Source organism: Pseudomonas sp. CCI1.1, from assembly GCF_034348165.1.
In the GTDB taxonomy this organism is placed as follows: domain Bacteria; phylum Pseudomonadota; class Gammaproteobacteria; order Pseudomonadales; family Pseudomonadaceae; genus Aquipseudomonas; species Aquipseudomonas paracarnis.
In genome coordinates, this window is sequence record NZ_CP133780.1 from 5760633 (window position 1) to 5782696 (window position 22064).

Consider the following 22064-nt stretch of genomic DNA (forward strand, 5'->3'; position numbering starts at 1 on the left):
GCCGCGTCTTAGGCCTTCGCAGGAGTACGCCGGATGAATTGCAGTTGACGAATTTATTTATAGTTGTACGATGACGTACGACATCATCAAAACCAACAACAACCTTTCGTTAGAAAGTTTTCGCCCAGGGTGTTCGAATAATGAATCCACAAGAACTGAAGTCCATCCTCTCCCACGGTCTGCTGTCTTTCCCGGTGACCGATTTCAACGCCCAGGGTGATTTCCACCAGGCGGGTTACATCAAGCGCCTGGAATGGCTGGCCCCTTATGGCGCCAGCGCCTTGTTCGCCGCAGGCGGCACAGGTGAGTTTTTCTCCCTGGCGGCCAGCGAATATTCCCAGGTGGTGAAAACCGCCGTGGATACCTGCGCGTCCAGCGTGCCGATCCTGGCCGGTGTGGGCGGTGCTACCCGCCAAGCCATCGAGTACGCCCAAGAGGCCGAACGCCTCGGCGCCAAAGGGTTGCTGCTGCTGCCGCACTACCTCACCGAAGCCAGCCAGGACGGGGTTGCCGCCCACGTTGAAGCCGTGTGCAAGTCGGTCAAGATCGGCGTGGTGGTGTACAACCGCAATGTCTGCCGCCTGACCGCACCGCTGTTGGAGCGCCTGGCCGAGCGCTGCCCGAACCTGATCGGCTACAAGGATGGCCTGGGCGATATCGAGTTGATGGTGTCGATCCGCCGTCGCCTGGGCGACCGTTTCAGCTACCTCGGTGGCTTGCCGACCGCAGAGGTTTACGCCGCAGCCTACAAGGCCCTGGGCGTGCCGGTGTACTCCTCGGCGGTGTTCAACTTCATCCCCAAGACGGCGATGGATTTCTATCACGCCATTGCCCGCGAAGATCACGCCACCGTCGGCAAGATCATCGACGACTTCTTCCTGCCGTACCTGGATATCCGTAATCGCAAGGCCGGTTACGCGGTGAGCATCGTCAAGGCCGGTGCGAAAATCGTCGGTTATGACGCCGGCCCCGTGCGCACGCCACTGACCGACCTGCTGCCGGAAGAGTACGAAGCCCTCGCCGCGCTGATTGACAAGCAAGGCGCGCAATAAATTATCCACAAGGCCGCTGAGCAATCAGCGGCCTTTTGCGTCAGGAGAAGATTCGTGTCCCAAGCAAAGCGTTTTGAGAACTACATCAATGGCCAATGGGTAACCGGCGCCGACTACTGCACCAACATCAACCCCTCGGATGTGTCCGACGCCATTGGCGAATATGCCAAAGCCGACGTGGCCCAAGTCAACGCGGCCATCGACGCTGCCCGCGCCGCGTTCCCGGCGTGGTCCACCTCCGGTATCCAGGCGCGTCACGATGCGCTGGATAAAGTCGGCAGCGAGATTCTCGCCCGTCGTGAAGAACTCGGCACCCTGCTGGCCCGGGAAGAGGGCAAGACCCTCCCCGAAGCCATTGGTGAAGTGACCCGCGCCGGCAATATTTTCAAATTCTTCGCCGGTGAGTGCCTGCGCCTGTCGGGCGATTACGTGCCTTCTGTGCGCCCGGGCGTCAACGTTGAAGTGACCCGCGAAGCCCTCGGTGTGGTGGGCCTGATCACCCCGTGGAATTTCCCGATCGCCATCCCCGCGTGGAAAATCGCTCCGGCCCTGGCCTACGGCAACTGCGTGGTGATCAAGCCTGCCGAACTGGTGCCGGGCTGTGCCTGGGCCTTGGCCGAAATCATCTCCCGCGCCGGCTTCCCTGCCGGTGTGTTCAACCTGGTGATGGGCAGTGGCCGTGTGGTCGGCGACGTGCTGGTCAACAGCCCGAAAGTCGATGGCATCAGTTTCACCGGGTCTGTGGGTGTTGGGCGTCAGATCGCCGTCAGCTGTGTATCGCGCCAGGCCAAGGTGCAGTTGGAAATGGGCGGCAAGAACCCGCAGATCATTCTCGACGATGCCGACCTCAAGCAGGCTGTCGAGCTGTCGGTACAGAGTGCGTTCTACTCCACCGGCCAGCGTTGCACCGCCTCGAGCCGCTTGATTGTCACCGCGGGGATCCACGACCAGTTTGTCGCCGCCATGGCCGAGCGCATGAAGTCGATCAAGGTCGGCCACGCTTTGCATAGTGGTACCGACATTGGCCCGGTGGTGTCCCAGGCCCAGTTGGATCAGGACATGAAATACATCGACATCGGCCAGAGCGAAGGCGCCCGGCTGGTGAGCGGTGGCGGCCTGGTCACCTGCGACACCGAAGGCTATTACCTGGCGCCCACACTGTTTGCCGACAGTGAAGCGGCGATGCGCATCAGCCGTGAAGAGATCTTCGGCCCGGTGGCCAACGTGGTGCGCGTGGCGGACTACGAGGCGGCGCTGGCCATGGCCAATGATACCGAGTTCGGCTTGTCGGCCGGCATCGCCACTACCTCGCTCAAATATGCCAACCACTTCAAGCGCCACTCCCAGGCTGGAATGGTGATGGTCAACCTGCCGACGGCGGGGGTGGACTACCACGTTCCATTTGGTGGCCGTAAGGGCTCATCCTACGGTTCGCGTGAGCAAGGTCGCTATGCTCAAGAGTTCTACACCGTGGTGAAAACCAGCTACATCGGTTCGTAACACGCAGCACCCCGTGGCACCGGCTCCAGGTGGGAGCTGGCTTGCCTGCGATAGCCTCACCTCGGTCTCGCTGACACACCGAGGTGCCTGCATCGCGGGCAAGCCCGGCTCCCACATAGTGCGGTTTCCACGGCAAAAAAAATGATTACCCGCAAAAAAAATAATTAGTGGGAGTACTTCTACATGCAAGCGACCAAGCCGACCCACGTTCGCTATTTGATCCTGCTCATGCTGTTCCTGGTGACCACGATCAACTACGCCGACCGGGCCACCATCGCTATCGCCGGCTCCAGCCTGCAAAAAGACCTCGGCATCGACGCGGTCACCCTCGGTTATATCTTCTCTGCATTCGGTTGGGCCTACGTGGCCGGGCAAATTCCCGGTGGCTGGCTGCTCGACCGTTTCGGCTCGAAAAAAGTCTATGCCCTGAGCATCTTCACCTGGTCGCTGTTCACCGTGCTGCAAGGCTATGTCGGTGAGTTTGGCGTCTCCACTGCGGTGGTCGCGCTGTTCATGCTGCGCTTTATGGTGGGCTTGGCCGAGGCGCCGTCGTTTCCGGGAAATGCCCGTATTGTTGCGGCGTGGTTTCCTACGGCGGAACGCGGCACTGCGTCGGCGATCTTCAACTCGGCCCAGTATTTCGCCACGGTGTTGTTCGCGCCGTTGATGGGCTGGATCGTCTATCGCTTTGGCTGGCAGCACGTGTTTATCGTGATGGGCGTGATCGGCATTGTTTTCTCGCTGATCTGGCTGAAAGTTATCCACAGCCCGCGCCAGCATCCGATGATCAACGAGGCCGAGTTCAATCACATCGCCGCCAATGGCGCGATGGTCGATATGGATCAGGACAAGGGCAAGGGTAAGAAAACCGACGGGCCCAAGTGGGATTACATCCGCCAGCTTCTGACCAACCGCATGATGCTTGGCGTCTACCTGGGCCAGTATTGCATCAACGGTATCACCTACTTCTTCCTGACCTGGTTTCCGGTGTACCTGGTGCAGGAGCGTGGCATGACCATCCTCAAAGCCGGCTTCATTGCCTCGTTACCGGCGATCTGCGGCTTTATCGGCGGGGTGCTCGGCGGGGTGATTTCCGACTACCTGCTGCGCAAAGGCCATTCGCTGACCTTCGCACGCAAGGCGCCGATCATCGGTGGCCTGCTGATTTCCAGCAGCATCGTGGCGTGCAATTACGTGGACATCGAATGGATGGTGGTGGGCTTCATGGCCTTGGCCTTCTTCGGCAAAGGCGTTGGCGCATTGGGTTGGGCGGTGGTGTCCGACACCTCGCCGAAACAAATCGCCGGGCTCAGTGGCGGCTTGTTCAACACCTTCGGTAACCTGGCGTCGATCACCACGCCGATTGTGATTGGCTACATCATCAGCACCACCGGCTCGTTCAAATGGGCGCTGGTGTTCGTCGGCGCCAACGCGCTGGTGGCGGTATTCAGCTACCTGGTGATTGTCGGCCCGATCAAGCGCGTGGTGCTCAAGGAGCCGCCCACCAAAGGCCCGGAGTTGACCAACCTTTCCCAAGCGCATTCCTGAGGTTCGTGTGATGCAGTTGATTGAACATGCTGACTCGCCGCGCTCGATCCGTTTGCACGAGCGTGACAATGTGGTGATCGTGGTGAACGATCAAGGGGTACCCGCCGGTACCGAGTTTCCCGACGGCCTCGTCACCGTGGATTTCATCCCGCAGAGCCACAAGGTGACCCTGGAAGACATCCCCGAGGGCGGCCAGATTATTCGCTACGGCCAGACCATCGGTTATGCCCTGGCGCCGATTCCGCGCGGCAGTTGGGTGCAGGAGGATCAGTTGCGCATGCCCACCGCACCGCCGCTGGACAGCTTGCCGCTGTCCACCGAGGTGCCTGAAACCCAGGCGCCCCTGGAGGGGTTTACCTTCGAGGGCTATCGCAATGCAGACGGCACCGTGGGCACGCGCAATATCCTCGGCATTACCACCACCGTGCAATGCGTTACCGGCGTGCTGGACCATGCGGTCAAGCGCATCAAGGACGAGTTGCTGCCCCAGTACCCGCATGTCGATGATGTGGTGGCGCTGACCCACAGCTACGGCTGCGGCGTGGCGATTACGGCGACGGATGCCTATATCCCCATCCGCACCGTGCGCAACCTGGCGCGCAACCCCAACCTGGGCGGCGAGGCCTTGGTGATCAGCCTGGGCTGCGAAAAGCTTCAGGCAGGGCAGGTGATGCACGATAACGACAGCTCCGTGGACCTGAGCGAGCCATGGCTGTATCGCTTGCAGGATTCCAGCCACGGCTTTACTGAAATGATCGAGCAGATCATGGCCCTGGCCGACGTGCGCTTGAAAAAACTCAACCAGCGTCGCCGCGAAACCGTGCCGGCCTCCGAGTTGATCCTGGGCATGCAGTGCGGCGGCAGCGATGCGTTTTCCGGCATCACCGCCAACCCGGCGCTGGGGTATGCCTCGGATCTGTTACTGCGCGCCGGCGCGACGGTGATGTTTTCCGAAGTGACTGAAGTGCGCGATGCGATTTACCTGCTGACCTCACGCGCGCAGAACCAGGACGTCGCCCGCGATCTGGTCAGGGAAATGGACTGGTACGACCGTTACCTGGCCAAGGGCGAGGCAGACCGCAGCGCCAATACCACGCCGGGTAACAAGAAGGGCGGGCTGTCGAATATTGTCGAAAAGTCGTTGGGCTCCATCGTCAAATCCGGCAGCAGTGCCATCAACGGCGTGCTTGGCCCTGGTGAGCGCTTCAAGGAAAAGGGCCTGATCTTTTGCGCCACACCGGCCAGTGATTTTGTCTGCGGCACCTTGCAACTGGCGGCGGGGATGAACCTGCACGTGTTCACCACCGGGCGCGGCACGCCGTACGGGCTGGCGATGGCGCCGGTGGTGAAGGTCTCCACCCGCACCGAGCTGGCCCAGCGTTGGCCGGACCTGATCGATATCGACGCCGGGCGCATTGCCACGGGGCGGGCGAGTATCGAGGAGTTGGGCTGGGAGCTGTTCCACTTCTATCTGGATGTGGCCAGCGGCAAGAAGCAGACCTGGGCAGAGCGGCACAAGCTGCATAACGACATCACGCTGTTCAACCCGGCGCCGATTACCTGAGACCAGGCGCTAACCTGTGGGAGCTGGCTTGCCTGCGATAGCGGTGCATCAATTATGAGTGCATCGGCTGACATATCGCCATCGCAGGCAAGCCAGCTCCCACATTTGAATGGCGTTGCCCACACGAACCCGCTCGGACTGGCTTATCATTAGCCAACTAACGACGCCCACCAAGGTTCTCCCCGGCATGCTGGCAATCTTCCTCACCACCCTCACCATCACCGCGCCGGTGTTTGCCATGCTGTTCCTGGGCGTGTTTCTAAAGCGCATCAACTGGATCAATGACAACTTTATCCACACCGCATCGTCCCTGGTGTTCAACGTCGCCATGCCGGCGCTGCTGTTCCTTGGCATTCTGCATGCCGACCTGCACTCGGCGCTCAAGCCTGGGTTGCTGATCTACTTTTGCGTCGCCACCCTGGTGAGCTTTGCCATGGCCTGGGGCTGGGCAATCTTTCGTTGCAAGCGCGAAGACCGAGGCATCTACGCCCAAGGCGCGTTTCGTGGCAATAACGGGGTCATCGGCCTGGCGCTGGCGGCCAGTATGTACGGCGACTACGGTATATCGCTGGGCGCGATCCTCGCCGCGCTGGTGATCCTCTTTTACAACACGCTGTCGACCATTGTGCTGGCGGTCTATAGCCCAGTGATCAAGTCCGACCCGTGGAGCATCTTCAAAAGTGTATTGGCCAACCCGCTGATTATCAGCGTGATCGTCGCCACGCCGTTCGCGTACTTCCAGATCGGCGTGCCCGGCTGGTTGGAGAAGTCCTTGCAGTACCTGTCGGACACCACGCTGCCGTTGGCGTTGATTTGCATCGGCGGCACCTTGTCCATGGCCGCGCTGCGCAAGAGCGGCAACATGGCGTTGAGCGCGAGCCTGATGAAGATGATCTGGCTACCAGTGATCGCCACGTTGGGCGCTTGGTTGCTGGGGTTCCGGGGGCCGGAGTTGGGGATTCTGTTTCTGTATTTCGGCGCGCCCACGGCCGCCGCGAGCTTTGTAATGGCCAGGGCGGCGGAGGGTAATCATGAGTTGGCGGCCGCGATTATCGTGATCACCACGTTGATGGCGGCGGTGACCACGAATATCGGGATTTTTGTGTTGCAGGCGGGTGGTTGGATCTGAAATAGGCGGGCAGCTTGAGGCCCCATCGCAGCGATGCGGCGACCCGACAAGCCAGCTCCCACATGTGGATGTGTGAATACTCTCAAGTGTGGGAGCTGGCTTGCCTGCGATAACTATCTGGCAGTCACTGCTGATCCGCCTGATACGCCTCAATCACTTCTTGCGCCGCCCGAAACGCATCAATCGCCGCCGGCACCCCTGCATACACCGCGCAATGCAGCAGCGCTTCGCGGATCTCCTCCACCGTACAGCCATTATTCAGCGCACCGCGCACATGGCCCTTGAGTTCCTGCGGGCACTTGAGGGCGGTGAGGGCGGCGAGGGTGATCAGGCTGCGGGTCTTGAGCGGTAACCCTTCGCGGTTCCAGACGCTGCCCCACGCGTGCTCATTGACGAAGTCCTGCAGCGGTTGGGTGAACGCCGTGGCATTACCCAGGGCGCGGTCGACGAACGCATCGCCCATGACCTGGCGACGTACTTCAACCCCGGGTTTTTTCTGATCGGTCATTGCGATTCCCTCTTGTGTTGGCGGTGCCAGGCGCGCAGTGAGGTGAACAACAGCAAAACCACTAACGCTGGCAGGACGTAATACAGCATCAATTGTTCAAGCTTGTTGGCCAGCGGCATGCCCGTGGTGAAGGCCATGACATGCAGCCCGTACGCCAGGTACAGCCCCAGCAGCACCAGCCCTTCGATACGTGTTACCCGATAGCCGGTATAGAACACCGGCAGGCACAGGATGATGGCGCCGAGCATCACCGGTAAATCGAAGTCCAGGGCGTTGGGTGATACCGAAAGCGGTGTCGGCGCCACCAGTGCGGTAAAACCCAGCACGCCGAGCAGGTTGAACAGGTTGCTGCCGATCACGTTGCCTACGGCAATCTCCCGTTCGCCACGCAACGCGGCGATCAGCGACGTGGCAAGGCACGGCAGCGAGGTGCCGACGCCGATCAACGTGAGGCCGATGACGCGCTCCGACAATCCGAGATCGCCCGCCACCTCCACCGCTGCGCCGAGCAACAAATGCCCGGCCAGCACCAGCACCAGCAAACCGCCGAGCATCAGCAGCACACTGCTCAGCCATGGCGCCTTCGCCACGGTGTCCAGAGTGCGCGGGCGCCGGGAATGACGTGTCTGGTAGTGCAATACGCCTAGGTAGGCCACCAGCGCCACCAGCAGCACGGCGCCATCGAAGGGCGTCAGCATTTCATTGGCGGCGAGGATAAACACCAGCAGGCCGGCGACGATCATCACCGGGATATCCACGCGCACCAGCTGCCGCGAGACCCGCAGCGGAATGATCAGTGCGGACAAACCCAGGGTCACAAGGATATTGAAGATGCTGCTGCCGATGACGCTGCCTACGGCAATGTCCGTGTTGCCGGCCAGCGTGGCCTGAAGACTGACGGTCATCTGTGGCGCACTGCTGCCGAAGGCGACGATGCTCAAGCCGATGATCAGTGGCCGCACCTTGAGGCTCGCCGCCAGGCGTACCGCGGCGCGTACCAGGATTTCAGCGCCGATGATCAGCAAGATCAGGCCGCCCACCAGTTCGAGCAGGCTCCAGGGTGAGAGGGCGTTCAATCCGAAAATGCTCAAGGCTGCCTCGATCAGTTGTTCAGGGCTTGCACGCGTACCCGTGCGGTACCGCTGCGCAGCATGCGCAACTGCTCGGCAGCCTTGCGTGAAAGGTCGATCAGGCGCCCACGGGTATGCGGGCCGCGATCAGTGATACGCACCACGACAGAACGGTTGTTGTCGAGGTTGGTCACCTTGACCTGGGTGCCGAAGGGCAGGCGCCGATGGGCGGCGGTCAAGGCGTTCTGGTTGAAAGGTTCACCGCTGGCGGTTTTCTTGCCATGGTGCTTGGCGCCGTAATAAGACGCGGTGCCGGTTTCGTCGTAGCCGTTGGGGTCGATGAGGCCGCTGGCGCAACCGGCCAGCAGGGAGGACAGGGCCAGGAGGCCGAGTAGACGCTTCATTGTCAGGAAGTCCCAGATGTAAATGTGGGAGCTGGCTTGCCTGCGATAGCATCGGCTCGGTGTAACTGAAACACCGAGGTGCCTGAATCGCAGGCAAGCCAGCTCCCACAAAAGGTCGGGGTGTAGGTGAAACTCCACTCCGACCATTTCACTGCAATCAGCCTTCGAGCTTGCTTTTGAGCAGTTCGTTCACCTGTTGCGGGTTGGCTTTGCCCTTGGAGGCTTTCATCGCCTGGCCGACAAAGAAGCCGAACATCTTGCCGCGCTTGGCTTCGTCTGCCGCACGGTATTGCTCGACCTGCTCGGCATTGGCCGCGAGCATCTCATCGAGCACGGCCGAGATGGCGCCGCTGTCGGTGACTTGCTTGAGGCCACGCTTCTCGATGATCTCGTCGGCATTGCCTTCACCGGCAGCCATCGCTTCGAACACGGTCTTGGCAATTTTGCCGGAGATGGTGTTGTCCTTGATGCGCAGCAGCATGCCACCCAGTTGTTCGGCGGTGACCGGCGCTTCGTCGATTTCCAGGCCCTGTTTGTTCAACAGGCTGCCCAGCTCGACCATCACCCAGTTGGCCGCCAGCTTGGCGTCGCCGGCAATGCTCACGACTTTTTCAAAGTAGTTGGCTTGTTCACGGCTGGAGGCCAGGACGCTGGCATCGTAGACCGACAGGCCGAACTGCTCCTGGAAGCGCTCGCGTTTTTGCTGCGGCAGTTCCGGCAGGGTGGCGCGGATGTCATTGAGGAAGGAATCCTCCAGCACCACCGGCAACAGGTCCGGGTCGGGGAAGTAACGGTAGTCGTTGGCTTCCTCTTTGCTGCGCATGGCGCGGGTTTCGTCTTTGTTCGGATCGTACAGGCGCGTTTGCTGGATCACCTTGCCGCCGTCTTCGATCAGCTCGATCTGGCGACGTACTTCGCTGTTGATCGCCTTCTCGATGAAGCGGAACGAGTTGACGTTCTTGATCTCGCAGCGGGTGCCGAACTCGACCTGGCCCTTGGGGCGGATCGACACGTTGCAGTCGCAACGCAGCGAGCCTTCGGCCATGTTGCCGTCGCAGATGCCCAGGTAGCGCACCAGCGCGTGGATGGTCTTGACGTAGGCCACGGCTTCCTTGGCGCTGCGCATGTCCGGCTCGGACACGATCTCCAGCAGCGGCGTGCCAGCACGGTTCAGGTCGATACCGGTAGCGCCCGGGAATTCTTCGTGCAGGCTTTTGCCGGCGTCTTCTTCCAGGTGCGCACGGGTGACGCCGACGCGCTTGATGGTGCCGTCTTCCAGGGGAATGTCCAGGTGGCCCTTGCCGACAATCGGCAGTTCCATCTGGCTGATCTGGTAGCCCTTGGGCAGGTCCGGGTAGAAGTAGTTCTTGCGCGCAAACACGTTGTGCTGGCCGATCTCGGCGTCAATCGCCAGGCCGAACATCACGGCCATGCGCACCGCTTCCTGGTTCAGCACCGGCAATACGCCGGGCATGCCCAGGTCGACCAGGCTGGCCTGGGTATTGGGTTCGGAGCCGAACGTGGTGGCGCTACCGGAGAAAATCTTCGATTGGGTGGCGAGCTGGGTATGAATCTCCAGCCCGATCACAACTTCCCATTGCATAGTGTTCTCCTCAGAAGCCGGTAGGGGTGCGGGTGTGCCAGTCGGTATTCAACTGGTACTGGTGCGCCACATTGAGCAGGCGGCCTTCCTGGAAATACGGGGCGAGCAATTGCACGCCCACCGGCAGGCCATCGACGAAACCTGCGGGCATGGACAAGCCCGGCAAGCCCGCGAGGTTGGCGGTGATGGTGTAGAGGTCTTCCAGGTACTCGGCGATCGGGTCGCCGGTCTTGGCGCCGATCTTCCACGCCAGGTTTGGCGCGGTCGGGCCGAGGATCACATCGACTTCTTCAAAGGCGGCCATGAAGTCGTTCTTGATCAGGCGACGGATTTTTTGCGCCTTGAGGTAGTACGCGTCGTAGTAGCCGGCGGACAGGGCATAAGCACCGACCATGATCCGGCGCTGCACTTCACTGCCGAAGCCTTCGCCGCGGGAGCGTTTGTACAGGTCGGTGAGGTCTTTCGGGTTCTCGCAGCGATAGCCGAAGCGCACGCCGTCGAAACGCGACAGGTTGGAAGAGGCCTCTGCTGGCGCGATCACGTAGTAGGCGGGAATCGCGTGCTGGTTGTTCGGCAGGCTGATTTCCTTGATCACGGCGCCAAGCTTTTCGAGCTCTTTGATGCTGTTTTGCACCAGTTCGGCGATACGCGGGTCGAGGCCGGCGCTGAAGTATTCCTTCGGCACGCCGATGCGCAGGCCCTTGATCGAGGTGTTCAGGCTGGCGCTGTAGTCCGGCACTGGCTCGTCGATGCTGGTGGAGTCCTGTTTATCGAAGCCTGCCATGCCTTGTAACAATATTGCGCAGTCTTCAGCCGTGCGTGCCAGAGGGCCGCCCTGATCGAGACTTGAGGCGTAGGCGATCATGCCCCAGCGGGAAACGCGACCGTAGGTCGGCTTCAGGCCGGTGAGGTTGGTGAAGGCGGCTGGCTGGCGGATCGAACCGCCGGTATCGGTGGCGGTAGCGGCCGGCAGGAAGCGCGCGGCCACGGCCGCCGCCGAACCACCGGACGAACCACCCGGGACGTGTTCCAGGTTCCACGGGTTTTTCACCGCGCCGTAGTAGCTGGACTCGTTGGCCGAACCCATGGCGAATTCGTCCATGTTGGTCTTGCCAAGGGTCACGGCGCCGGCGGCGGCCAGCTTGGCGACCACAGTGGCGTCGTAGGGCGCCTTGAAGTTGTCGAGCATCTTCGAGCCGCAGCTGGTGCGAATGCCCTGGGTGCAGAACAGGTCCTTGTGGGCGATCGGTGCGCCGAGCAGCGCACCATTCTCACCGTTGGCGCGACGGGCGTCGGCGGCCTTGGCCTGGCTCAGGGCCAGCTCCTCGGTGAGGCTGATGAAGCTGTTGACCTTCGGATCGAGCGCGGCGATACGCGCCAGCAAGGTCTGGGTCAGCTCTTCGGAAGAAAACGATTTGTCGGCGAGACCGCGGGCGATCTCGGCCAGAGTCATGTGATGCATGAAAGGCTCTTTCCCTTTAGTCGATGACTTTCGGAACCAGGTACAGGCCGTTTTCGACCGCTGGCGCGATGGACTGGTAGGCCTCGCGATTATTGCGTTCGGTCACGACGTCTGCGCGCAGGCGCTGGCTGGCTTCCAGTGGGTGAGCCAGGGGCTCGATGCCGTCGGTATTCACGGCCTGCATTTGGTCGACCAGCCCGAGAATGCTGTTCAGGGCTGCGGTGGTCTGTGGAAGATCGGCATCATTAAGGCCAAGCGAGGCCAAATGTGCGATTTTTTCCACGTCGGAGCGTTCAAGCGCCATGGGATTCTCCTGTGGAAAACAGAACGGAGGGCGTCCGTGTGTTAGATTGTCGGAACACTACCGCATTTCTACGGTCATAAGGCCGCGATTGTGGGGGTTGGTGCACAGAAAGTCGGCCAATTTAGCACATTGGCGCCTTGCCCAAAATCCCTGTCGTTGTTAGAGTTTGCCGCACTTTTTTACCCACGCGTTGCCTAGGGTCCTTTCCCCATGTTCAAGAAACTGCGTGGCATGTTTTCCAGCGATCTCTCCATTGACCTGGGCACTGCCAACACCCTTATTTACGTGCGCGAGCGCGGAATCGTTCTGAATGAGCCATCGGTTGTGGCCATTCGGACCCATGGTAATCAGAAAAGTGTCGTTGCCGTTGGCACCGAGGCCAAGCGCATGCTCGGCCGTACACCAGGCAATATTGCTGCCATTCGTCCGATGAAGGATGGCGTGATCGCCGATTTCAGCGTCTGCGAAAAGATGCTGCAGTACTTCATCAACAAAGTTCACGAAAACAGTTTTCTGCAGCCCAGCCCTCGCGTGCTGATCTGCGTTCCGTGCAAGTCCACCCAGGTGGAGCGTCGCGCCATCCGTGAATCGGCCCTTGGCGCCGGTGCCCGTGAAGTATTCCTGATCGAAGAGCCGATGGCGGCTGCGATCGGTGCCGGCCTGCCGGTGGAAGAAGCGCGCGGTTCGATGGTGGTGGATATCGGTGGTGGTACTACCGAAATCGCCCTGATTTCCCTGAACGGTGTGGTGTATGCCGAATCCGTGCGCGTGGGCGGCGACCGCTTCGACGAAGCGATCATCACTTATGTGCGTCGTAACTACGGCAGCCTGATCGGCGAATCCACCGCCGAGCGCATCAAGCAGGAAATCGGCACCGCTTACCCAGGCGGCGAAGTGCGCGAAGTCGATGTGCGCGGTCGCAACCTGGCCGAAGGCGTTCCACGTGCCTTCACCCTGAACTCCAATGAAGTGCTGGAGGCTCTGCAAGAGTCCCTGGCCACCATCGTTCAGGCTGTGAAAAGTGCCTTGGAGCAATCGCCGCCGGAGCTGGCTTCCGATATCGCCGAGCGTGGCCTGGTACTGACCGGTGGTGGCGCCTTGTTGCGCGACCTCGACAAGTTGCTGGCCCAGGAAACCGGCCTGCCGGTGATCGTCGCCGAAGACCCGTTGACCTGCGTTGCCCGTGGCGGTGGTCGTGCGCTGGAAATGATGGATAAACACACCATGGACCTGCTCTCCAGCGAATAAGATTGCCTGGATGGTTCATGCTTCGTCGGCAGGCAGCACTTTGCAGTGCTGCCTGTTGGCGTTTATCTTCTTCAATCTGCATCCAGGCCGGTTTGATGCCGTATGAATAAAGAGAACATTTGCCTGGGAGGAGCGGCTTATTAAACCGCTTTTCGCCAAAGGCCCCTCATTGGGTGTGCGCTTATTGGTGCTGACCGTGCTTTCGGTCGCGCTGATGGTGGTCGATGCCCGCTTTGCACTGCTCAAGCCGGTGCGCAGCCAGATGTCGCTGGTGTTGATGCAGACCTACTGGATCACCGACCTGCCGCAACGTCTCTTCCAGGGCGTGTCCAGCCAATTTGGCAGCCGCACCGAACTGGTCGCCGAGAACGAAAAACTCAAGACTGAAAACCTGCTGTTGCAGGGGCGCATGCAAAAGCTGGCGGCCCTCACCGAGCAGAACGTTCGGCTGCGCGAGTTGCTCAATTCTTCCGCACTGGTCAACGAAAAGGTCGAGGTGGCCGAACTAATCGGCATGGACCCCAACCCCTTTACCCACCGCATCATCATCAACAAGGGTGAGCGCGACGGTGTGGTGCTTGGTCAGCCGGTGCTCGACGCCCGTGGCCTGATGGGCCAGGTGGTGGAGTTGATGCCCTACACCTCGCGGGTGCTGTTGCTGACGGACACGACCCATAGCATTCCGGTACAGGTCAACCGTAACGGTTTGCGCGCGATTGCCAGCGGCACCGGTAACCCGGAACGCCTGGAACTGCGCCATGTGGCCGACACCGCTGACATCAAGGAAGGCGACCTGTTGGTCAGCTCTGGCCTGGGCCAGCGCTTCCCGGCGGGTTATCCGGTGGCGACGGTCAAAGAGGTGATCCACGATTCCGGCCAGCCGTTCGCTATCGTTCGGGCGGTACCGACTGCCGCGCTGAACCGCAGCCGTTACCTGCTGCTGGTGTTCAGCGACAACCGCACCCCGGAAGAGCGCGCTAACGACGCTGCCCAGGCCCAGGAAGCGGAGGACCAGCAGAATGGCACCGCGCCTATCGTGCCGGCCACGGTGCCAAAACCTGCTTTTGTTGGTCCGCCTGCACCCGCGCCAGCCACGTCACCTGCACCGGCAGCACCTGTGGCAACGCCGGCCAAACCTGCCGCGCATAACGCGCGCCCAGCTAAACCGACCGCCGCTCCGGCCACCACACCGCAGAGGGGGGACTAATGGCGGGTACTCATTCACGCAATGGCTGGATCGTCTGGCTGACCTTCGCCATCGGCTTGCTGCTCAGCGTTTCGCCGCTGCCGCAGTTCATGGAAATCCTGCGCCCGCTCTGGCTGGCCTTGTTGCTGGCGTTCTGGTCATTGAACCTGCCGCACAAGGTGGGCATGGTCACGGCCATGTGCCTGGGGTTGGCCGAAGATGTGCTGTATGGCACCTTGCTGGGCCAGAACGCGTTGATCCTGACACTGATTACCTTCCTGGTGCTGTCGTTGCAACAGCGCCTGCGCATGTTCCCGATGTGGCAGCAGTGCCTGGTGATCCTGGTGATCTTCGGCCTGGCGCAGTTGGTGCAACTGTGGCTGAGCGCCTTGACCGGCAACCGTCAGCCTACGCTGGCGTTGGTCTTGCCGGCGCTGGTCAGTGCATTGTTGTGGCCCTGGATCAGTTTTGGCCTGCGCGGGCTGCGTCGGCGCTATAAAATCAATTGAATGGTTGCGAGGCTCTGCCTGGTTATCGAACTCAACAGGGAGAGGCTGCAATGAATTCGCTTTACCTGGCCTCGGGCTCCCCGCGGCGACGTGAGCTGTTGACCCAGATCGGTGTGCCCTTCACCGTGGTCAGCGCCGCTATTGATGAAACCCCTCTTGCCAACGAGCCTGCCGTTGCCTATGTCGAGCGCCTTGCGCGCGGCAAGGCGACGGCGGGTTTTATTGCGCTTGGCCAAACCCTGGGCGCCTGTGTATTGGGGGCCGATACGGCTGTGATCGTGGATGGCCAGATCCTGGGCAAGCCCGTTGACCAGGCCGATGCGCTGGCGATGCTGATGGCACTTTCCGGTCGAGAACATGAAGTGCTCACCGCCATTGCCCTGACTGACGGCCAGCGTTGCGAAACCCGATGTGTAAGCAGTCGTGTACGTTTTCGCGAGGTGTCTGTTCAGGAGGCTACCGCCTACTGGCACAGTGGTGAACCGCAGGACAAGGCCGGCGGCTATGCTATCCAGGGGTTGGGTTCGGTGTTCGTTGCCGGGCTCAATGGCAGTTATTCCGCGGTGGTGGGCCTGCCTGTGTGCGAAACCGCGCAACTCCTGGCGCAATTCGGCATACCCTGTTGGCAAAACCTTACCGTGTGCTGAACGCCGTATTCCAGCGCCAAGCCTTAAGCGACCGGTCACTATTGTGAAAACGCCTGAACGAGACCCAGCCATGAGTGAAGAGATTCTGATCAATATCACGCCGATGGAATCGCGCGTGGCGGTGGTAGAGAACGGTGTTCTGCAAGAAGTGCATGTCGAACGCACCCAAAAGCGCGGGATCGTCGGCAATATCTACAAAGGCAAGGTGGTGCGTGTATTGCCGGGCATGCAGGCGGCCTTCGTCGACATCGGCCTGGACCGTGCAGCGTTTATCCATGCCTCGGAAATTTCCCTGCGCGAGGGCCCTGCGGTGGAAAGCATCAGCGCTCTGGTGCACGAGGGCCAGAGCCTGGTGGTGCAAGTCACCAAGGACCCTATCGGTTCCAAGGGCGCCCGCTTGACCACCCAGTTGTCGATTCCCTCGCGCTACCTGGTGTACATGCCGCGCACTGCCCATGTGGGCATTTCCCTGAAGATCGAAGATGAAGCCGAGCGCGAGCGCCTGAAGAAGGTGGTCAGCGACTGCGTCGCCGCCGAGGGCATCAAGGAAGCGGGTGGGTTTATCCTGCGCACCGCCGCAGAAGGCGCTGGCGCTGACGAGATCCTCATGGATATTCGCTACCTGCGGCGCCTGTGGGATCAGATCGACGCGCAGATCAAGACCATCGGCGCGCCCAGCGTCATCTATGAAGACCTTGGCCTGGCGCTGCGCACGCTGCGCGACCTGGTCAGCCCGAAGATCGAGAAAATTCGCATCGACTCGCGGGAAACCTTCCAGCGCACCACGCAATTTGTCGCTGAGTTGATGCCAGAAATCGCCGATCGCCTGGAACACTACCCCGGCGAGCGGCCGATATTCGACCTGTATGGCGTCGAAGACGAAATCCAGAAAGCCCTGGAACGCAAGGTGCCACTCAAGTCCGGCGGCTACCTGGTGGTAGACCCGGCAGAAGCCATGACCACCATCGACGTCAATACCGGCGCATTCGTGGGCCATCGCAACCTTGAAGAGACCATCTTCAAGACCAATCTCGAGGCGGCTACCGCTATTGCCCGCCAACTGCGCCTGCGCAACCTGGGCGGCATCATCATCATCGACTTCATCGACATGGAAGATGAAGAGCACCAGCGCCAGGTGCTGCGTACGCTTGAGAAGCAACTGGAGCGCGATCACGCCAAGACCAACATCATCGGCATCACCGAGTTGGGCCTGGTGCAGATGACCCGCAAGCGCACGCGCGAAAGCCTGGAACAGGTACTGTGCGAGCCGTGCAGCAGTTGCCAGGGGCGCGGCAAACTGAAGACCCCGGAAACGGTTTGCTACGAGATTTTCCGCGAGATCCTGCGGGAGGCACGCGCCTATCAGGCCGAAGGTTATAGAGTACTTGCCAATCAGAAAGTGGTGGATCGCCTGCTGGACGAAGAGTCCGGTAACGTCGCCGAACTGGAAAGTTTTATCGGTCGCACGATTCGCTTCCAGGTCGAAACCATGTATTCCCAGGAACAATACGACGTGGTGTTGCTCTGATCCCCAACTGTGCACTTTCTTCGAGACCGGCAGACCTTGATCTGCCGTCCGCTAACTGTTTTTTGAGGGTCGCCTGACATGGAGCGTCTGATACGCTTTTTTGCCGCTTTGACCCGTTGGGGCCTGGGCCTGTGTGCGTTGTCGCTGGTATTGGCGGCGGTGTATGTGAGCCTGGGGCGCGAACTCACCCCGCTGGTGGCCGAATACCGCGCCGAAGTCGAGGCCAAGGCCCAGGCTGCGCTGGATACGCCGCTGCATATCGGTAGTCTTGAAGGCCGTTGGAGCGGGTTTGCCCCGGTATTGCTGGCCCACGACGTCATGGTCGGCGAGGGCAGCAGTGCCTTGCGCCTGGACCAGGTGGAAGTGGTGCCGGATATGTGGGCCAGCCTGATGGCCCGCGAAGTGCGTATCGCCCATCTGCAAGTCAGTGGCTTGCAACTGAGTGTCAAGGAGGACCAGGACGGCCGCTGGACCCTGCAAGGCTTGCCGGTGCAGGACGACCAGCCGTTGGACCCGCAACAACTGCTGACGCGCATGCAAATGGTCAAGCGCGTGTCGGTGCTGGACAGCCAGGTGACCCTGCAACCCTTCGACCAGGCACCAGTGACCGTGACCTATGTGGGCCTGAGCCTGCATACCGGCATGAGCCAGCAGCGTCTGGATGCTCGCCTGACATTGCCCGATGGCCAACCGTTGGCGGTCAGCCTGCGCAGCCGCATTCGCGCCAGTCAGTGGAAAGACGCTGAGGTCGATGCCTACCTGAGTTTGCCGCAAAGCGACTGGGCCAAGTGGATTCCCGCCAGGCTGACCCAGCAATGGAAGCTGACGCAATTGAAGGCCGGCGGTGAGTTTTGGCTCAGTTGGGCCAAAGGCACGGTGCAAAGCGCGGCGGTACGCCTCAATTCGCCCCAAGTGAAGGGCAGCTACGCCGACCGTAAGCCGGTGCACCTTGAAAACCTGGCCCTGACCGCCTACCTGCAACGCAGTGACACTGGCCTCAAGGTGCTGTTTGATTCCCTGGCGATGAACATTGGCGAAACCCGCTGGGAATCGCGCCTGCAATTGCAGCAAAACCTGGCGACCGACAAAGAACAGGAGGTGTGGAAATTGCAGGCCGACCGTCTCGACCTGGCCCCCATTACCCCGCTGCTCAACGCCTTGGCGCCGCTGCCGGACGGTTTCGCCAAGGCCGTCGAACACCTCAAAGCCACTGGCCTGTTACGCAATGTGCTGGTGGACTTCCGACCGCAAGACACCACCGACCGAAAACTCAGTTTTGCCGCCAACCTGGAACGTGTCGGCTTCGATGCCTACTTTGGCGCGCCAGCCGCACGCAATGTGTCCGGCAGCATCAGTGGCGACCTGGGCCAGGGCGAGTTGCGCATGGACAGCAAGGACTTTTCCTTGCATCTGTATCCGATCTTCGCCAAGCCGTGGCAGTACATCCAGGCCAATGCACGCCTGACCTGGAAGCTGGACAAGCAAGGCTTCACCCTGATCGCCCCATATATCAAGGTACTGGGCGAGGAAGGCAAGGTGGCGGCGGACTTCCTGATTCGCCTGCATTTCGACCACAGCCAGGAAGACTACATGGACCTGCGGGTCGGCATGGTCGATGGCGATGGCCGTTTCACCCCCAAGTACCTGCCCGCCGTGTTGAGCCCGGCGCTGGATGAGTGGTTGCGCACGGCGATCCTCAAGGGCGCGGTGGACGAAGGCTTCTTCCAGTACCAGGGTTCGCTCAGCCACAATGCACTGCCCGCGTCGCGCAATATCAGCCTGTTCTTCAAGGTGCATGATGCCGAACTGGCCTTCCAGCCGGGCTGGCCGCACGTGAACAAGGCCAATGGCGAAGTGTTTGTCGAGGAGAGCGGCGTACGCATTCTGGCGAGCAAGGGCCAATTGCTCGACACCCAGGTCAAGGATGTCTACGTCAATATCCCCCACGCCCCAGCGGGCGGCGACAGCCATCTGCTGCTCACAGGCGGGTTTTCCGGCGGTTTGGGCGACGGCCTGAAGATCCTTCAAGAAGCGCCGATTGGCACGGCGTCTACGTTCGCTGGCTGGAAAGGCGAGGGCGACCTGCAAGGTAGCCTGGACCTGGACGTACCGCTGGCCAAAGGCACTGAGCCCAAGATCGTGGTGGACTTCAAGACCGACAAAGCGCGCCTGCAATTGGCGGAACCGCCGCTGGACCTGACCCAGCTCAAGGGTGATTTTCGCTTCGACAGCGCCAAGGGCCTGAGCGGGCAGAAGATCTCGGCCCAGGCGTTCGACCGCCCCATCACGGCGCAGATCTTTGCCGAAGGCAAACCGGGCAATATCAGCACGCGGGTGACTGCCAATGGCCAGGTCACCGTCAAGCGCCTTACGGACTGGTTGAAAATCAGCCAGCCGTTGCCGGTCTCCGGCGATATTCCCTACCAGTTGCAAGTGATCCTCGACGGCGCGGACAGCCAGTTGATGGTCAATTCCAACCTCAAGGGTGTCGCGGTGGACCTGCCGGCACCGTTCGGCATGCCGGCCAGCCAAGGACGTGACAGCACCTTCCGCATGACTTTGCAGGGCGCTGAACGCCGTTACTGGTTTGATTACGGCGAGCTGGCTAACTTCACCTTTGCTGCGCCGCCGGACAAGTTCAATGATGGCCGCGGCGAATTGTTCCTCGGCGATGGTGATGCCGTGTTGCCCGGTGCCAAAGGCCTGCGCATTCGTGGCGTGCTGTCGGAACTGGATATCGATCCCTGGAAGAAACTCGTGGATCGCTACGCGGGCAATGATCCAGGTGGCAACGCCAAGCAACTGCTCAGCGGTGCGGACTTCAAAGTGGGCAAGCTGACCGGGTTTGGTACCCAGTTTGACCAGGTCAGCTTGCAGCTCGATCGCAAACCAGCGGCCTGGGGCCTGCAACTCGATAGCCAGCAAGCCAAGGGCGCGGTGAACCTGCCGGACGCCAAAGGCGCGCCGATTGCGGTCAACCTCAAGTATGTGAAATTGCCTGCGCCAGACCCGACCGCGCAGGCGGACGAAAACGCGCCGGACCCGCTGGCCGATATCGACCCAAAAAGCATTCCGGCACTGGATATTGCCGTCGACCAGCTGTTCCAGGGCTCGGACCTGATCGGGGCCTGGTCGCTGAGAATCCGCCCGACCGCCAAGGGCCTGGCCTTCAATAACCTCGACCTTGGCCTCAAGGGCATGCTGCTCAAGGGCGCTGGGGGTTGGGAAGGTGCGCCAGGCGCCAGCAGCAGTTGGTACAAGGGCCGCCTCGATGGGCGCAACATTGCCGACGTGCTCAAGGGCTGGGGTTTTGCGCCTACGGTGACCAGCGAAGACTTCCATCTGGACGTGGATGGCCGCTGGCCGGGGTCGCCGGCCTGGGTCGGGCCCAAGCGGTTTTCCGGCAGCCTGGATGCCGCGTTCCGTAAAGGTCAGTTCGTTGAAGTGGAGGGCGGGGCCCAGGCATTGCGAGTGTTTGGCCTGCTTAACTTCAACTCCATTGGCCGGCGTTTGCGTTTGGACTTTTCCGACTTGTTCGGCAAGGGCTTGAGCTACGACAGGGTCAAAGGCTTGTTGGCCGCCAGTAATGGCGTGTTCGTGACCCGCGAGCCCATCACCATGACCGGGCCTTCCACCAATCTGGAGCTTAACGGCACCCTGGATCTGGTTGCCGATCGCGTCGACGCCAAATTGCTGGTCACCTTGCCTGTGACCAACAACCTGCCGATTGCGGCGCTGATTGTCGGTGCGCCGGCCATTGGTGGTGCGCTGTTTTTGATCGACAAGCTGATCGGTGACCGGGTTTCGCGCTTCGCCAGTGTGCAATACAAGGTGCAAGGCCCCTGGAAGGATCCAAAAATCACCTTCGACAAGCCATTTGAAAAGCCAAACTGAGAGCCTGTGGAGTAGCATGGCCCCATGCCCTGTATGGAGTGTCGGCCCATGTCCTTTGCGGTAATTCAAATGGTCAGCCAGAGTGACGTGCTGGCCAACCTCGCCCAGGCGCGTCGCCTGCTGGAGCAGGCGGCGGCCGATGGCGCGAAACTCGCGGTGCTGCCAGAGAATTTCGCCGCCATGGGGCGCCGCGATGTGGCCGACATTGGCCGCGCCGAGGCGTTGGGGCAAGGCCCTGTGCTGCCCTGGTTGAAACAGGCCGCCCGCGACCTCACCTTATGGATAGTGGCCGGCACCTTGCCGCTGCCACCCAAGGACCAGCCCCACGCCAAACCCAATGCTTGCTCGCTGCTGATCAACGATCAGGGTGAAATAGTCGCTCGCTACGACAAACTCCACCTGTTTGATGTGGACGTAGCGGATGCTCGCGGTCGTTATCGCGAATCTGACGACTATGCTTTCGGTAACCAGGTGGTGGTGGCGGATACGCCGGTGGGCCGTGTGGGGTTAACGGTGTGCTACGACCTGCGGTTCCCCGAGCTGTACAGCGAGTTACGTGCGGCGGGGGCTGAACTGATTACCGCGCCCTCGGCCTTCACGGCAGTGACCGGGGCTGCGCATTGGGATGTGCTGATTCGCGCACGTGCCATCGAAACCCAGTGCTACCTGCTGGCAGCTGCCCAGGGCGGTGTGCACCCAGGCCCACGGGAAACCTTTGGCCACGCGGCGATTGTCGACCCTTGGGGCCGAGTGCTGGCGCAACAGGATCAAGGCGAGGCGGTGTTACTGGCCGAACGCGATAGCAGTGAACAGGCGTCGATACGGGCGCGCATGCCGGTGGCCAATCACCGGCGCTTTTTCTCGCAGGGCGCGCAGCGGCCTGCTTCAGAACGATGAATTTAAGGCCA

At 61.0% G+C, this 22064-nt stretch carries 18 protein-coding genes; 12 read left to right on the forward strand and 6 right to left on the reverse strand.

Annotation, left to right across the window (positions count from 1 at the left end):
- Window positions 1–140: 140 nt before the first annotated feature.
- From kdgD to RHM69_RS26075, 5 genes are all read left to right on the forward strand, one after another.
- The gene (gene kdgD / locus RHM69_RS26055; RefSeq protein ID WP_003188537.1) at window positions 141–1052 is read left to right on the forward strand and encodes a 5-dehydro-4-deoxyglucarate dehydratase; all 912 of its coding nucleotides are present in this window, start codon (window positions 141–143) and stop codon (window positions 1050–1052) included.
- A 54-nt stretch (window positions 1053–1106) separates the two neighbouring features.
- Window positions 1107–2552: an aldehyde dehydrogenase family protein gene (locus tag RHM69_RS26060; protein ID WP_014716914.1), complete on the forward strand. Its 1446-nt coding sequence runs from the start codon at window positions 1107–1109 to the stop codon at window positions 2550–2552.
- 183 nt (window positions 2553–2735) lie between these two features.
- Window positions 2736–4100: an MFS transporter gene (locus RHM69_RS26065; protein WP_014716915.1), complete on the forward strand. Its 1365-nt coding sequence runs from the start codon at window positions 2736–2738 to the stop codon at window positions 4098–4100.
- A 10-nt stretch (window positions 4101–4110) separates the two neighbouring features.
- A complete protein-coding gene (gene garD, locus RHM69_RS26070; RefSeq protein WP_014716916.1) occupies window positions 4111–5664 on the forward strand; it encodes a galactarate dehydratase in 1554 nt (517 codons plus the stop codon).
- 187 nt (window positions 5665–5851) lie between these two features.
- Window positions 5852–6793, forward strand: a complete 942-nt coding sequence (locus tag RHM69_RS26075; RefSeq protein ID WP_003188544.1) for an AEC family transporter — start codon at window positions 5852–5854, stop codon at window positions 6791–6793.
- A 124-nt stretch (window positions 6794–6917) separates the two neighbouring features.
- On the opposite strand, the gene RHM69_RS26080 is transcribed toward RHM69_RS26075, so the two are convergent.
- From RHM69_RS26080 to gatC, 6 genes are all read right to left on the reverse strand, one after another.
- Window positions 6918–7301, reverse strand: a complete 384-nt coding sequence (locus RHM69_RS26080; RefSeq protein ID WP_014716917.1) for a carboxymuconolactone decarboxylase family protein — start codon at window positions 7299–7301, stop codon at window positions 6918–6920.
- Complete coding sequence (locus tag RHM69_RS26085) at window positions 7298–8377, reverse strand: calcium/sodium antiporter (protein WP_014716918.1); 1080 nt, start codon at window positions 8375–8377, stop codon at window positions 7298–7300. Before RHM69_RS26085 ends, RHM69_RS26080 begins: the two co-directional genes overlap by 4 nt.
- 26 nt (window positions 8378–8403) lie before the next feature.
- The gene (locus tag RHM69_RS26090; protein ID WP_014716919.1) at window positions 8404–8775 is read right to left on the reverse strand and encodes a septal ring lytic transglycosylase RlpA family protein; all 372 of its coding nucleotides are present in this window, start codon (window positions 8773–8775) and stop codon (window positions 8404–8406) included.
- A 157-nt stretch (window positions 8776–8932) separates the two neighbouring features.
- Window positions 8933–10378 carry an Asp-tRNA(Asn)/Glu-tRNA(Gln) amidotransferase subunit GatB gene (gatB, locus tag RHM69_RS26095; RefSeq protein WP_005784800.1) on the reverse strand — a complete coding sequence of 482 codons (1446 nt, stop codon included), beginning with the start codon at window positions 10376–10378 and terminating at the stop codon, window positions 8933–8935.
- 10 nt (window positions 10379–10388) lie between these two features.
- Window positions 10389–11840: an Asp-tRNA(Asn)/Glu-tRNA(Gln) amidotransferase subunit GatA gene (gene gatA / locus RHM69_RS26100; RefSeq protein WP_014716920.1), complete on the reverse strand. Its 1452-nt coding sequence runs from the start codon at window positions 11838–11840 to the stop codon at window positions 10389–10391.
- 16 nt (window positions 11841–11856) lie between these two features.
- Window positions 11857–12144, reverse strand: coding sequence for an Asp-tRNA(Asn)/Glu-tRNA(Gln) amidotransferase subunit GatC (gene gatC, locus RHM69_RS26105; RefSeq protein WP_003188556.1), 288 nt, complete (start codon window positions 12142–12144; stop codon window positions 11857–11859).
- A 210-nt stretch (window positions 12145–12354) separates the two neighbouring features.
- Between gatC and mreB the strand changes: the two genes are divergently transcribed.
- From mreB to RHM69_RS26140, 7 genes are all read left to right on the forward strand, one after another.
- Window positions 12355–13392: a rod shape-determining protein MreB gene (gene mreB, locus RHM69_RS26110; RefSeq protein ID WP_002555108.1), complete on the forward strand. Its 1038-nt coding sequence runs from the start codon at window positions 12355–12357 to the stop codon at window positions 13390–13392.
- 139 nt (window positions 13393–13531) lie between these two features.
- On the forward strand, window positions 13532–14599 hold the full coding sequence (mreC, locus tag RHM69_RS26115) for a rod shape-determining protein MreC (protein WP_073451631.1): 1068 nt from the start codon (window positions 13532–13534) through the stop codon (window positions 14597–14599).
- Window positions 14599–15087, forward strand: coding sequence for a rod shape-determining protein MreD (mreD, locus tag RHM69_RS26120; RefSeq protein WP_003188558.1), 489 nt, complete (start codon window positions 14599–14601; stop codon window positions 15085–15087). Before mreC ends, mreD begins: the two co-directional genes overlap by 1 nt.
- A gap of 50 nt (window positions 15088–15137) precedes the next feature.
- A complete protein-coding gene (locus RHM69_RS26125) occupies window positions 15138–15734 on the forward strand; it encodes a Maf family protein (protein ID WP_020301268.1) in 597 nt (198 codons plus the stop codon).
- Between the two features lie 70 nt (window positions 15735–15804).
- Window positions 15805–17262, forward strand: a complete 1458-nt coding sequence (gene rng, locus RHM69_RS26130) for a ribonuclease G (protein WP_003188562.1) — start codon at window positions 15805–15807, stop codon at window positions 17260–17262.
- Window positions 17263–17340: 78 nt separating this feature from the next.
- Window positions 17341–21156 carry a YhdP family protein gene (locus RHM69_RS26135; RefSeq protein ID WP_200599249.1) on the forward strand — a complete coding sequence of 1272 codons (3816 nt, stop codon included), beginning with the start codon at window positions 17341–17343 and terminating at the stop codon, window positions 21154–21156.
- Between the two features lie 48 nt (window positions 21157–21204).
- Window positions 21205–22053 (forward strand): carbon-nitrogen hydrolase family protein, encoded by an 849-nt coding sequence (locus RHM69_RS26140; RefSeq protein WP_014716924.1) that lies wholly within the window; start codon window positions 21205–21207, stop codon window positions 22051–22053.
- Window positions 22054–22064: the final 11 nt, after the last annotated feature.

Excerpts from the sequence above, each read along its gene's own strand:
- kdgD (WP_003188537.1), top strand. The coding sequence starts at position 141 with ATGAATCCACAAGAACTGAAGTCCATCCTCTCCCACGGTCTGCTGTCT.
- RHM69_RS26065 (WP_014716915.1), top strand. The coding sequence starts at position 2,736 with ATGCAAGCGACCAAGCCGACCCACGTTCGCTATTTGATCCTGCTCATG.
- garD (WP_014716916.1), top strand. The coding sequence starts at position 4,111 with ATGCAGTTGATTGAACATGCTGACTCGCCGCGCTCGATCCGTTTGCAC.
- RHM69_RS26075 (WP_003188544.1), top strand. The coding sequence starts at position 5,852 with ATGCTGGCAATCTTCCTCACCACCCTCACCATCACCGCGCCGGTGTTT.
- RHM69_RS26080 (WP_014716917.1), bottom strand. The coding sequence starts at position 7,301 with ATGACCGATCAGAAAAAACCCGGGGTTGAAGTACGTCGCCAGGTCATG.
- RHM69_RS26090 (WP_014716919.1), bottom strand. The coding sequence starts at position 8,775 with ATGAAGCGTCTACTCGGCCTCCTGGCCCTGTCCTCCCTGCTGGCCGGT.
- gatB (WP_005784800.1), bottom strand. The coding sequence starts at position 10,378 with ATGCAATGGGAAGTTGTGATCGGGCTGGAGATTCATACCCAGCTCGCC.
- gatA (WP_014716920.1), bottom strand. The coding sequence starts at position 11,840 with ATGCATCACATGACTCTGGCCGAGATCGCCCGCGGTCTCGCCGACAAA.
- gatC (WP_003188556.1), bottom strand. The coding sequence starts at position 12,144 with ATGGCGCTTGAACGCTCCGACGTGGAAAAAATCGCACATTTGGCCTCG.
- mreB (WP_002555108.1), top strand. The coding sequence starts at position 12,355 with ATGTTCAAGAAACTGCGTGGCATGTTTTCCAGCGATCTCTCCATTGAC.
- mreD (WP_003188558.1), top strand. The coding sequence starts at position 14,599 with ATGGCGGGTACTCATTCACGCAATGGCTGGATCGTCTGGCTGACCTTC.
- RHM69_RS26125 (WP_020301268.1), top strand. The coding sequence starts at position 15,138 with ATGAATTCGCTTTACCTGGCCTCGGGCTCCCCGCGGCGACGTGAGCTG.
- rng (WP_003188562.1), top strand. The coding sequence starts at position 15,805 with ATGAGTGAAGAGATTCTGATCAATATCACGCCGATGGAATCGCGCGTG.
- RHM69_RS26135 (WP_200599249.1), top strand. The coding sequence starts at position 17,341 with ATGGAGCGTCTGATACGCTTTTTTGCCGCTTTGACCCGTTGGGGCCTG.
- RHM69_RS26140 (WP_014716924.1), top strand. The coding sequence starts at position 21,205 with ATGTCCTTTGCGGTAATTCAAATGGTCAGCCAGAGTGACGTGCTGGCC.